Genomic DNA, 13682 nt, shown 5'->3' on the forward strand with positions numbered 1-13682 from the left:
CCACTCGCTCTACCGGAGCTCCGCGAAGCCGTCATCCAGGACCCTGTTCTCGGTCGACGGCGAGACGTCGGTGCAAAATCAAGTCGGTGCAAATCAATAGGCAGGACTATCGGCGTGCGGCTACCTCGGTGCCCGCACGATCTCTCGAGGAGGAACCGCGCCGACCTCGTCGCGGATGCGGGCGATTGTCAATCGATCCGGACCAGGGGAGCCGGGCGCAAAAGACTCGCGGCATAGTTCCCTGTCAGCGGTCCGTTCAGTCACGTCCTCGTTTGGTTGCCGAAAAGTAAGCGATCGCGCCCGAACAATCGACGGTGATCTCGTCGAGATCAGCAGCTTCGAGCCACTGACGCAGATCGTTCTCCGGATAGACATCGGCGAAGATCCCGCGCCGTTGCCACAGCGACACGAATCGATCGTTTCTCCACCCGGTGCCGACGAGGACTGTGCTGCCTCGCAGTACGCCGCCGGGCCGAAGCGCACGTGCCATCGCGGATACCGCGCCCGCCGGGTTGGGCATGCAATGCAGACCCATGTAACTGAGGCACAGGTCGAATTCAGCATCGTAGGGCATCGTCAACACATCGCGTTCGACCAGCTCCAGGTTCTGGATCGAGGATTTCTGGGCTTCTTTGGCGGCGAGAGCAAGCATCGCCGGGGAGACGTCAGCGCCGACGTATCGCCGTGGCGCAGTGCCGGATAGGTGCGCGAACACTGCACCACCGCCGCACGGTACATCGAGGACCGCGGCACCGTCGATCTGGCTGCGAACTGCAGCCAGGTCGGCATACCAGCGCCTGTAGTCGGACCCGAAAGCGAGGTAGGTATAGGCCATCGCAATGGCGCGATGTTTTACCGTGAAATCCCAACCCGAAGTTATAGGTGTGCCTCGACGCCATTTCTGGGTTACAATTGTCATAATTCTATACTTTCCTTTTACTCAGCATATTGCACTATTAGGAGTGGCTCCGTGGTCGAGCCGTTCACGACGCTTGCGCGCTCGGCTGGGTAATCGCAGTGCTTCTGTCGGTCCGACTTCTCGAGAACCATTGCGATGGAACCGATTTCGGTGGCGCCGAGCCGATCCACGCGCTGTTGGGGGTCGTCGAGATGGACACCGCACCTCCAGTAGATCGCTGAACAGTTGCGAGGGCACCGGAGAGTCGAGAATCAACTGCGTTGGGGCGGAACTGCTTCGGGGTGCGGACGTCATCCTCCGCGAAGACGTCCCGGGGCCGGACCGGCCACGCTCCACGCGCGCCGACCATGCTCCGCAACACCGTGTCGGACTGCTCCGGCTGGTCACCGCAACACGCACAAGCGCTGCGCCACAACGCCGCCGACTCGGAGCGATCCCCCAACGTACTGCTGACATGCTGAAGACAACCTACTGCGACGATGACGGCCCCCTGCCGATCCGAGTAGTGGACGAGTGAGCTCAAGGCTTCACGGCGGCCGCGGTCACCTCAAGCGACTGTGATGCATCCCACAACAGCGAGTAGGCACGCCAGTCATGCGTGGCTGGTAGTTATAGTGGAATAGGGGACTCGGGTGCGACGGCGCATCAAGTCATGCGGGAGATTTTCAATTTTTGGTTCGGAGGGGATGAGTGTGGACGCTAATTCTAATCCACTGAATTGCGATATCTGTTCACGGCCTGAGGTGGCCACGACGGCTGCTGTCCGTCACGCTGTTCGGAGTTTGTGTTCGCGGCCGGGTTCGAAAACAATCAATTCCGGTGAAGTCCGCTGATGCAGACCGACGCGGACTCACTGATAAAAACGCTCTCTCCAGCCACCAGGGCTGTGCTCCGGCAGGCGCTCTCCATTGAGAACCCGAATATGCGCGAACCGGCAGAAACAGAAGCGATCGCGCTCGTGGGTGTCGGTTGCAGATTTCCTGGACAAGTTATTGATTGCGGTAGTTACTGGGATTCCCTGGTTGAAAAAAGGGATTCTATCACTGAAGTGCCGCCGGGACGCTGGAATATTCAGGAGCACTACGAACGGCACCCAGGTCTTCCCAAAAGCAGCTCCATGAATTGGGGAGGCTTCATCGAGAATCCCGCCGGATTCGACGCCGAATTTTTCGGCGTATCGATGGCTGAAGCGACGGCCATGGATCCGCAGCAACGAGTACTTCTCGAAGTCGCCTGGGAGTCGTTGCAGCACTCCGGGATCCCTTCCGATTCCCTTGGAAACAGCCGAACCGCTGTGATGATCGGAATGACGAGCTGGGATTATACGATAGTCAATCTCGAGCGGCGAAGCGAACCAGTCGCATATATGGCTACGGGAAATGCCCATAGCACTGCCGCCGGCCGCATCTCGTATCTCTTGGGTCTACATGGACCGTCCCTTACTGTCGATACAGCCTGCTCTTCTTCGCTGGTCGCCATCCATCTCGCGTGTCAGAGTCTGAGGTCGCGTGAATGCGATCTAGCCCTTGCCGGCGGTGTGCAGCTGAACTTGGCACCCTATACCGGGCTGGCGATGTCCCGATGGTCTGCTTTGTCGCCAACAGGCAGGTGCCGTGCCTTCGACATCGACGCTGACGGATTCGTTCGTAGCGAGGGTTGCGGTGTTGTCGTGCTGAAACGACTATCCGATGCGCTACGCGATAACAATCGTGTCATTTCCGTCATCCGCGGATCGGCGGTGAACCATGACGGACCTACGAATGGCCTGACTGCCCCGAGCAGGGCGGCGCAATCTGAACTCATCCGTCAAGCACTGGCAGCTGCTGACGTATCCCCTGGGACCGTGGGTTTCATAGAAACCCACGGTACAGGAACACCGCTCGGTGATCCCATCGAGTTCGAATCGATACGGAAGTCGTACGGCACTGCGGGTATTGGTTGTGCACTGGGTGCGGTAAAAACAAATCTAGGTCATCTCGAGGCAGCGGCTGGGGTAGCCGGGCTGATCAAGGCGAGTCTGGCGCTATACAACGGTATAATTCCTCCGAACAATCATTTCAACGAGTGGAATCCGGCTATAGACGCATCAGGGACGCGCTATTTTGTTCCTACCGAATGCACGAAGTGGCCCATCGCAAGTCACCCACGTCGTGCCGGGGTGTCGTCCTTCGGTATTTCGGGAACCAACGCTCATGTGGTCCTGGAGCAAGCTCCAGAAGTGCCGTTGAAAGTGGTCAGAGAACGTCCGGTGACGGCATTGCGCTTGACGGGAAAGACGGCGGACCGGGTCGTCGCTTCTGCCAATGCGCTCGCAGATTGGATGACGAACGAGGGAGCGAAGCTCTCGATCAACGATATTGCCCACACCGTCAATTGGAACCGGGCAGACTATCGGCATCAAGCAGTAGTCGTGGGAAGAGACCGTCCCGCGATTACTCGCCGACTTCGGCGCCTGTCTTTGCAGGACCCGGATGGTGTCGCGGTATACCCCCGGCTCCAGAGCGCACTCCGACCTGTGTGGCTGTTTTCGGGCCAGGGATCCCAATGGGCCGGGATGGGCCGTAGGTTGATGGAGGACGAGCCCGTCTTCGCTCAGGAAATATCGCGGTTGAGCTCGCTGATGTCCGCTGAGGTGCAATTCGATCTTCGTGAAATGCTGAGCAGTGGTGAAGAATTCAGCGGCATCTCGCAAATTCAGCCCGCATTGTTCTGCATGCAGATCGCACTCGCTGAGCTATGGCGTTCATATGGAGTGACGCCCGGCGCCGTAATCGGTCACTCTATGGGGGAGATCGCGGCGGCAGTAGTTGCTGGTGCCATCGACAAATCGGCTGGAGTGAGCATCATTTGTCGTCGCTCACTTCTGCTTCAGCGAAATGCGGGTCGGGGCGGAATGGCGATGTTATCACTCAGCTCGGCCGATTGCGCCGAACTGATCCGCAGCTACAGTGGCCTGGATATCGCGGTACTCGCGGCACCGAATCAGACGATTATCTCGGGTGACGAGTCCGAGCTTGCCGATTTGATGGCGAGAGCTGAGAAGGAGTCGGTGTCGGTTTGGCCCATCAAATGCGATGTCGCGAGCCACAGTCCGCAGGTAGACAATCTCCTCGCCGATTTGCGGCAGCGCCTCGAAGGGATCGAGAGACGGCAACAGCCGGTAGTCGGATACTATTCTGCAACCTTAGCTGATCCGCTGGAAACGCCGCTGTTCGATTCCGACTACTGGGTCAGCAACTTGCGGCAGCCCGTGCAATTCCACCGAGCAGTGTCGTCCGCAGCTGCTGACGGTTATCGGCTCTTCACCGAGATGTCACCGCATCCGCTACTCGAGTCGCCAGTCACCGATACCCTCGAATCCGCGCTGGCGGGAGAAGAGTTCATGGTGACCTACTCCATGAAGCGTGATCGCGATGAAACTGAGGAGTTTCATTCTCAACTCGAGATAGTTTTGTCCGCGCTCAAGGCGACATTCGGAAGACTCGGGCCCGACACGGGCCGGTTCGTCGACGTCCCTGCGGCGCCGTGGTTGAAGTCGAATTTCTGGGCAGCCGACCGGGCACCCATACTGGATGCCGGCGGCCATCCGCTACTCGGACGGGACGTCCGGATCCCGCGAACCAATACCCACGTATGGAGTGTCGATGCCGGCACTGAACGGAATCCGTGGCTCAACGATCACCGGGTGCACGGAATGCCGGTCATGCCGGCCGCAGTATTTATCGATATGTGCTTGGGTGCGGCGAGTGAAGCATTCTGTCTCGGCATCGAAGAATTAGAGCTGCGCGATTTCAACATCGACCAAATGCTCGTGCTCGACAAGAACGTGAGTCTGACCACGCACCTGGAGTGGCAGGTCGCTGGTCGAACCGCCGAGATCGAGATATTTTCTCGGTCAGGTGAAGACGACTGGCTCCGACACGCAGGTTCGGTGGTGAGCCGTGTCGACAATTCGGACGGCGACTGCGACAGAGTTGCCCGCACTGCAGATAGGAAGCCCGAGACTTCTACGACAATAGTCCCGGTGGGGACATACTATTCCCTATTGAGGCAAACCGGCCAACTGCACGGGCCCAGTTTCGCGGCGCTGACCAGTGTCGAACGGCACGGCGGGGGAAGGGCTTCCACCGCGATCGAACTTCCGCCCGCGGCGCCGCAACACCTTCATTTCAAAGCGCATCCGGTCGTCCTCGACGCTGCTCTGCAGAGCATCGGCGCAGCGCTGAGTGACACCTCCTTGACGCTACTGGCAGATGCTACCTATCTGCCGGAGTCGATCGAGTCCATCCGAATCTTCGAACCAATCGACGGCAAAATTGGGTGTCGAGTAGACCTACGGCAGTCGGACGACGTGGACCGAAGCATACAAGCGTCGGCCCAACTGGTGAATGATGCCGGACGGGTGGTGGCGGAATTCGCTGGTATTTCTTTGAAAAGAGTGGAGTCCCGGAGGCTGGATCTCCCGATCGGACAAAAGGTTTTCGACACGAGGTGGACAGCGGAATCACTGTTGCCTGCACCCGTGAGCCCGTTCGACGGGCGGTGTTGGATCTTTCTGACCGAAAGCGACGATCTGCCGTCGATCGCGTCGAGCGCGGCCGCCGCAATCGGCGCGGACCAGGGGCGGGTTTTCACTTCTACGCTCGCGGACGAGCGATCATTGCTTGCGGCATTCGAGTCGGCCGCGGAGGGTGAGGGCACACCGCTGGCCGGGATAGTGGTCTTCATCGATCCCAGTGGGCCACGTGAGGCAGCCACCACGGCGGGGATTGCGCGCACGCAGGAGACGATCCTGCGCTTGTCCTCCATCGTCCGGGCAGTCGTTCAGCATCCGAACAAGCAATCGCCACAGCTATGGCTGGTAGGTCGAGGCGGCCTTGCTGTCCATGAAGGCGAAGCCAGTGAACCCGGCGTCGGTGCGTTGCGAGGGGTAGTCCGAACGCTCGCGTTCGAGCACCCGGAGTTGCGCGCGACGCTCATCGATCTCGACTCTGGTGTCGACGGTACATCGGAGCTGTTGGCCGAACTACGAGCAGGTGCTGGAGACGACATGGTCGCCTTGCGCGGCGGCCGCAGATACGTGGAAACGCTCACGAGAGCGCAACTGGGTCCAGAAGTTCTGAGCGACACGGTACGGGCTGACGGTTCATACATAATCAGCGGCGGACTCGGCGGACTGGGACTCAGTATCGCGCGGTGGCTTGTAGAAAGGGGCGCGGGCCGTGTGGTTCTGAACGGTCGGTCCGCGCCGTCCGCTGAAGTAGAGGCGAGACTACTGGAGCTCAATGGCGTCGCCGAAGTAGTCATCGAACTCGGGGACGTATCGACTGCCGGAATCGCGGAGAGGCTCGTAGAGGCTGCCGAAAAGACCGGTCGGCAGTTGCGGGGTCTGGTTCACGCGGCCGGCGTACTCGATGACGGAATTTTCACCTCGTTGGACAACGAGAGCTTGACCAAGGTCTGGAGACCGAAGGCTGCCGGCGCGGTGGCGTTGCACAACGCCACCGCCGGCAGAGAACTGGATTGGTGGATCGCATTTTCATCGATGGCGTCGATGATCGGCTCACCCGGCCAGGCAGCATATGCCAGCGCAAACGCCTGGCTCGATGCTTTCGTCCAATGGCGCCGCGCACAGGGCTCACCGGCATCTGTGATCAATTGGGGCCAATGGTCAGGTGTCGGATTGGCTACCTCGGTAGTCCTTCCCGTTGTCGACCCCCTCGCACCAACCGAGGGTGTCGACGCATTCGGAACACTCCTGGCTCGTAACCCGGCGCGCATCGGAATTGCGCGGCTACGGCTGGACCGTGCCCTTCCGGAACTGAAGCAGATGACCTACTTCAGGGAGGTGATCCAAGAATTCGATCATGCGGAAGGATCGGAGGAATGGATCGGGCCGGACGGTCTTCGACAGCTGAGTCCCGCCGAAGCCGGTAAGGCGATATCGGAACGATTGGTCTCTCGCTTGAACGCCATAATCGGCGCTACTTCGTCAGCGGGACTGGATGTGAATGCTTCACTATTTTCGGTGGGTATGGATTCGCTGATGGCCATGCGAATCAAGAATGCGTGCCGCTGGGACTTCGGAGTGGAGCCATCGGTTGGACTGCTATTGCAAGGCGCGTCGTTGCGTGATCTGGAGAAAGATATCGGTATTCAGCTCGGCTTGAGCCTTGTGGAGTATTCGGACGAAATCGGCGAACTTTACAATCGGCCAGTAGAACGTGCACACGCGCGCCGAAGCGCACGGGCGCGCCGGTCGCGTGGTGAAGAATAGAATTACGTGAGTAAGGTGACGATGACGATGACGGTGGACTCTGGTCTCGAGAATTCAATAGCAATCATCGGTATGGCGGGGAAGTTCCCTGGCGCCGCATCACTGGAAGAATATTGGGACAATCTTCGCCACGGCTACGAATCTATTGTTGATATTTCAGACGAGATGCTGGCCGAGTCGGGAGTTCCCGAGAAGGTCTTCAAGCGCCCCGCTTATGTACGGCGCGCTCCGATTCTGGCAGATATCGACAAGTTCGACGCCGAATTCTTTGGGTTCACGCCGCGGGCAGCACGGATCATGGATCCGCAACATCGGATGTTTCTGCAGACCGCCTGGAGCGCTCTCGAGGACGCCTGCTGTGACCCATACCAGTACAGCGGCGCAATCGGAGTTTTCGGAAGCAGTGCGGCCAGTGGCTATCTGCTGCACAACCTGCTCTCGCATGGCGATCTGCGCGAATCGATCGCTCAGGGCGCGAATGCGGAACTGCTCAACTTGTTGATTCACAATGACAAGGACTATCTGGCGACCCGTTTATCTCACCAGTTCAATCTCCGGGGCCCCAGTCTTACCGTACAGACGGCGTGCTCTTCTTCCCTTGTAGCTGTACACATGGCGTGTCAGAGCCTGTTGTCGAATGAATGTGACGTGGCGCTCGCGGGTGCCGTCTCAATTCGGATCCCGCACCACGTAGGATACTTCTACGAACCAGGATCCATGATGTCGGCGAGCGGACGTTGCCGACCATTCGATGCCAAAGCCGACGGTACCGTATTCGGCAGCGGCGCTGGCATTGTTGTTTTGAAGAGGCTGGACGACGCGCTAGCGGCGAAGGACATGGTCCGCGCTGTGATTGTCGGGTCCGCCATCAATAACGACGGGTCCCGGAAGATAGCGTTCTCGGCACCCAATGTTGCGGCCCAGGCAGACGTCATCGCAGAAGCACACGCTGTCGCCGGTGTCGACTCGGCCGACATCAGCTACATCGAAGCCCATGGCACCGGTACACCCCTGGGTGACCCCATCGAGTTGGAGGCACTGAGAAGGGCTTTCGAGATATCGAAAACACCACGATCGGCGCCTTGCTATATAGGCTCTGTCAAGTCCAACATCGGACATCTCGAGGTGGCGTCGGGCGTAGTCGGCTTGATCAAGACTGTGCTGAGCCTCGAGAACCGCGCGATTCCTCAGACGCTGCACTTCGAAAAACCCAATCCCGAACTGAAGCTCGATCGCAGTCCTTTCGTGCCGCAGACGGAGTATCGGCCCTGGGATTGGGATGGCCCGCGATACGCCGGCGTGAGTTCGTTCGGAGTAGGGGGAACCAACGCACATGTCGTGGTGAAAGAGGCACCCGCCGCTACGTCCCCGTCGACCCGGCCGGGGCCGCAGGTATTGTTGCTGTCAGCGCAAACCCGTGACGCGATCTCGGAATCAAAAGACCGTCTGGCCGCACATCTGAATTCGAACCCGGAACTCAATCTCCTCGATGTGGCGTATACGCTCGACAAGGGGCGAAAACCTCACCAATTACGAGTAGCTACCGTGGTGAATGACCTGGACCGGGCTGCGCAGGCCTTGGTTGGTCGCGGAAATGAGCCGAAGGCCGTGCTTGACCCGGACGCAAAGGTCGCCTTTCTGTTCCCGGGCCAAGGTACTCAATATCTCGGGATGGCCCGTGACCTGCTCGCATCGGAGCCGGTATTCGCCGAGAACTTCAACCATTGCGTCGACGAATTCCACACGTTGTCGAATCGCGACATTCGCTCCGCGGTGTACGGCTCGGACGCAACGCGATTGAATCAGACCGACTACGCTCAGCCAGCAATCTTCAGTGTCGAGTATGCCCTGGCGAAGCTCCTGGAGTCGTACGGCGTGACGCCTGCAGCGTTGGTCGGACACAGCATCGGTGAATATGTGGCGGCTACGATAGCTGGCGTCTTCGATCTCGACACAGCGATCAGGGCGGTGGTTGCGCGGGCTGATCTGATGCACGCCTCGCCGAGGGGTGCGATGCTTGCTGTCGCGTCCGCCGTTGATGATATCGAGCACAAGCTCGGGCCGGAGTTGGATATAGCCGCGATCAACGACCCGCACCAATGCGTGATATCGGGTGCGATGCAGCACATCGAGGAGTTCGAACACTGGTCAGCCGGTCAAGGAATTCTGACCCGCCGATTGGATGTATCGCATGCATTTCATTCGGTCTCGATGGAACCGGTCGTGCCGATGTTCCTGGATGTACTCCGGGAAATGCCGCTCGCTGCGCCGAAGATCCCGCTCTTGTCGAACAAATCCGGTTCGTGGATGTCCGCAACGGAGGCTACCGATCCGGCCCTGTGGGCACAGAGTATTCGCGCCACAGTCCGGTTCAAGGACAACGTTGAGAATCTGCTGGATGCGGCCGGCTATGTGTTCGTCGAAGTCGGACCCGGCGGATCGCTGAGCGCGTCCGTGAAGCGGCATCAGAGCTGGACTGATCACAGTCGCGCTGTGCGCCTCATGCGTCGATCGTCAGAGGGTGAGGACGATCGTGACGTCTTCCTCGGCGGGCTCGGTCAGCTTTGGACTGCCGGAGTGAATGTCGATTGGTCACCGCGATATTCGGGCATCTCGCCTCGCTGGACTTCCTTGCCGACATATCCGTTCGCACGCGACCGATATTGGATCGACGCGGTCCCTGCTGTCCCGGTCGAGCCGGAAGAGGCTGACGCCACGGAGCCACAGCGGGAGCGGACCGGGCGGCCTTCGGGCCGGAGTGAGAATGCCGAAGACAGCGGCGGCGTCCGGGAGATCGAGATCATGCTGAGCGAGATTGCGAATGAGGTGCTGGGCGTAGAGCAACTTGATCTCGACACGAATTTCTTTGATCTTGGAGTCGATTCCCTCATGGCAGTCGGATTTGTCCGGCGAGCGCTGGAGTCCGGGGCGGATATCGAACCCCAGGATCTGTTGGAGAATCAGACGATTCGATTGTTGGCGAGAGCCGTGTATGAGAGGTCGTTGTTGGGCGAGGGTGGCGAGGGTGGCGAGGGTGCGCTTGCCAGTGCCACGCACGAGGTGCGAGCAGCGGAGTCGGTCGCTGACACGGGCACCCTTGCGGAGTTTACCGCCGACCAGCTCACCGAAATCGCTGATCAGCTGAGTGGACCTCAGCCGGGAATGTCCTTGACCGGTATCGAGATCGAAGATATCTATCCGCTGTCCCCGGTACAGAATGACGTTCTGCTACACGTCCTCGAGGACGGAGGCGCCGGCATTTTCCTTGAACAGCTGGTGGCGACGTTGGTGGGCCCACTTGATATCGAACTGTTTCGCGGCGCGACACAGATGGTGGTTGATCGGCATCCGGCCCTGAGGACAGCGATCGTGTGGAGAGGACGATCCGAGCCCTTGCAGGTTGTTCGCCGCCGCGCGACGATACCTTTCATCGTCGAAGACGCGACGGCGTTGGACAGCAGCGATGCGGCGAAGCGCGAGCTCGAGTTCATAGCGCGGGATCGCCTGCATGGCTTCGACCTTGCGTCGGCTCCTCTCACTCGGATGACGGTCGTCAAGGTGTCCGAAGATAGACACCGAATAGTGTGGACACATCATCGAATGATCCTTGACGGCACATCTTTTGCGATGGTTGTTGCGGAAACGGCCGCCCTGTACCAGGGCCTGAAATCGGGTAGGCAGAGTGTGCTGAACGCCGCTCGACCGTTCCGGGAATATATTTCCTGGGTTCACGAACTCGACCGCGGTCCTGCTGAAGCGTTTTGGCGCGCGGAGCTGCACAGCACAACGCCCAATGTTTTGAAGGCGATTCGCCCCGGACGAACGTCTGTGGTCTCCGAAGAAGGTCACACCCAGCCGGTCGCTGCTGTCGAGCTCACCGGCGAGCAGACCACAGAGGTGATCGAAAGCTTGCGCTCTCAGCGCGTTACCTTGGCGACGGTGGCCTACGGGGCGTGGGCTGGTGTCGTCGGTCGCCAATGCGGTGAATCAGACGTCACGATCGGCGCAGCACTGTCCGGGAGATTCGGTCCCACAGCCGGCATGGAGCAGATCGTCGGTGCGTTCTCGAATGTGCTTCCGCTGCGCGTTCACGTCGATCCGTCGGTCTCCGCCGGAGAATGGCTGAAGCAACTCCAAGCACGTGTCACATCGCTCAGAAGGTTCGAACACGTCGCACCGCTCGACCTGGCGAATTGGTCGGACGTACGCGGTGAACGTCCGCTGTTCGAGACCGCAGTGGCAGTCGCAGTCCATACTTTCGGAGGTATGGACGTGGGCTTCGCTGACGTTTCGTTCGAGGATGTCGACGTTCACCTACGGTCGAATTTTCCCATCTGGGTGATGGTGATTCCCGGCGCCAGACTTTCTTTCCGGCTGATCTATCACCCCACACGAGTCGATGCGGCGGACGCCGAATCGCTGCTCGAGGATTGGGTGTCGATTTTTCTGGCGTTGACGCAGGCCTCAGATCGTTCGCTCGCCGCGCTCGAGATTTTGGGTCAGCACGAGCTCGATGCTGCTGCGCGCGGAAGTCAAGGCACAGCAGCCGCCGAAGCATGCAACATGCGCTAGCAAGATTTCGTCGGAGAGGGTCCTTCAAGCCAGGTGTAGCCGGTTGCCTTGCAGCTACATCTCCACCTGCACGAAACCTCCGGGCATCTGGAAAGTATTGGTAGGAGAAGTTGTCGATGGCGAATGTAGACGAGCTTGAACAGGCCCTTCCCGAAATCTCCGTTGAGGCAACAGTAGTCGGTACTGTCGATTCTGTAGTGGGGTCGGTTGCGGTGTCGGTCATTCCGTGGGTGATTTCGGCGAAGAGCGCTGCGGGGTTGGTGGCGCAGGCCGCGAAGCTGCTCGATCACTTGGAGCAACACCCTGGGTTGGATCCGGTCGATATCGGTTATTCGTTGGTGACCACGCGATCCATGTTCGACCACCGGGCCGTTGTCTTGGGTCGGGACAGAGACGAGCTCGTTGCCGGACTCACCGCATTGGCGCAGGACACTACCGCGCCCGGATTGGTGACCGGTCGTACCGTCGTCAATGGCAAGACGGCCTTTCTCTTCCCGGGGCAAGGTAGTCAATCGACGGGTATGGGGTGGCGGTTGTATGAGGAGTATCCGGTCTATGCCACGGCATTCGACGCTATCTGCGCCGAGTTCGATGGAGAACTCGACATTCCGCTACGGGATGTGATCTTCGCCGATCCCGATTCCGGCACTGCCCAGCTGCTGCATCAGACCGTGTACACGCAGGCCGCGTTGTTCACTGTCGAGGTGGCTCTGTTCCGGTTACTCGAATCTTGGAACGTGCGACCGGATTTCGTGATGGGCCACTCGCTGGGCGAGATCACCGCTGCCCATATCGCTGGTGTGTTGTCGCTGAAAGATGCTTGCACACTCGTAGCCGCACGCGGCCAACTCATGCAATCGGACTCGAGCACCGAGGACTTCGTCGGCGAATTGCGTACGGTGATGGCCGGCCTCGCCCTCTTCGAGCCGTCGATTCCTCTTGTCGCCGCTGCGGACGAACCGTTCGTGGTACCGAACCAAGGGAATTCGAGCATCCGCGAACCGGGCGGGCCGTTCGGTTCCGTTTACGCTCCTGAAACAGCGCAGGAAGTGCTGGAACTCGCTGGTGCCACCCTTATCGAGATCGGACGCGACGCGGCGGTTGTATCCAGCGAATCGATGAGCCGAAGAGATGGAAACGCAATTGTGTTCGGATCATTGGAAATCGACGCCCCACGTGCGCTGCTTCAGGTCGTCGCGAACGGCTGGATTCGAGGGATCCGAGTCGAATGGGGGGTTGCCTTCAGAAGGCGGCGCACAGTGGCCTTGCCCACTTATGCATTCCAGAGGCAGCTTTATTGGCTTGGCACAAGTGATGTCGGAGAGTCGGTTGGTCAATCGAAGGTTGCTATCGGAGACAAGGAATCCAATTGAACCGTGATACTTCGGGTGCCTCCTCCGGCTCGCGGCCGGCGAATTCCCCCGGCGAGCAAGTGATCCGTTCCTGGTTCATCGACACGATCGCGGGGATGCTAGCGGTACAACGAGCAGAGATCGACATCACCGTGCCGTTCGCGGAGCTGGGGTTGACGTCCAAGCAGGGAGTGCAGATGTCGGCCGATCTCAGCCAATGGCTCGGCGTGCGCATACCGACCGGAGTTGTGTTCGACTATCCTACAATCGATTTGATGGCGCGATATCTTTCGAGTGCGGTCACACAGGGGGGCGAAGACCCGACGGAGCTGACCGAAGAGTCGGATCTCCACGATCAGAGTTTCGATGAAAGCATGGAGGAACTGCTCCGTCTGATCGATGAAGATGTCGGCCGAGGCACGGTCGAGCTCAATGGTTCTGATGCCCGAGACGACAACGGGGCGCCCGAGTGAGTGCCGGTTCCTTCGATCGGTACAGGTATTCGGGATTCTTCGACTCTCTCCGGTCAGGTCCGGTCAGTTCTTCTGCGAGGCGCTATTCG

The 13682-nt window shown here is 59.5% G+C and carries 5 protein-coding genes; 4 read left to right on the forward strand and 1 reads right to left on the reverse strand.

Annotation, left to right across the window (positions count from 1 at the left end; genetic code table 11):
* Window positions 1-256 precede the first annotated feature (256 nt).
* Window positions 257-919, reverse strand: coding sequence for a class I SAM-dependent methyltransferase (locus tag ACFQZZ_RS31865; RefSeq protein ID WP_378688153.1), 663 nt, complete (start codon window positions 917-919; stop codon window positions 257-259).
* An 832-nt stretch (window positions 920-1751) separates the two neighbouring features.
* Here ACFQZZ_RS31865 and ACFQZZ_RS31870 point away from each other — a divergent pair.
* The 4 genes from ACFQZZ_RS31870 (at window position 1752) to ACFQZZ_RS31885 (ending at window position 13593) form a co-directional block, all read left to right on the forward strand.
* Entirely contained in the window at window positions 1752-7196 is a 5445-nt protein-coding gene (locus tag ACFQZZ_RS31870) for a type I polyketide synthase (protein ID WP_378688156.1), read from the forward strand.
* A gap of 6 nt (window positions 7197-7202) precedes the next feature.
* Window positions 7203-11768: a type I polyketide synthase gene (locus ACFQZZ_RS31875; RefSeq protein WP_378688159.1), complete on the forward strand. Its 4566-nt coding sequence runs from the start codon at window positions 7203-7205 to the stop codon at window positions 11766-11768.
* Window positions 11769-11884: 116 nt separating this feature from the next.
* Complete coding sequence (locus ACFQZZ_RS31880; protein WP_378688162.1) at window positions 11885-13141, forward strand: acyltransferase domain-containing protein; 1257 nt, start codon at window positions 11885-11887, stop codon at window positions 13139-13141.
* Window positions 13138-13593, forward strand: coding sequence for an acyl carrier protein (locus ACFQZZ_RS31885; RefSeq protein ID WP_378688164.1), 456 nt, complete (start codon window positions 13138-13140; stop codon window positions 13591-13593). The genes ACFQZZ_RS31880 and ACFQZZ_RS31885 overlap by 4 nt, the downstream gene beginning before the upstream one ends.
* The last annotated feature ends 89 nt before the right edge of the window (window positions 13594-13682 follow it).

The sequence above is a fragment of the Nocardia sp. GCM10030253 genome, from assembly GCF_042675075.1.
In the GTDB taxonomy this organism is placed as follows: Bacteria; Actinomycetota; Actinomycetes; order Mycobacteriales; family Mycobacteriaceae; genus Nocardia.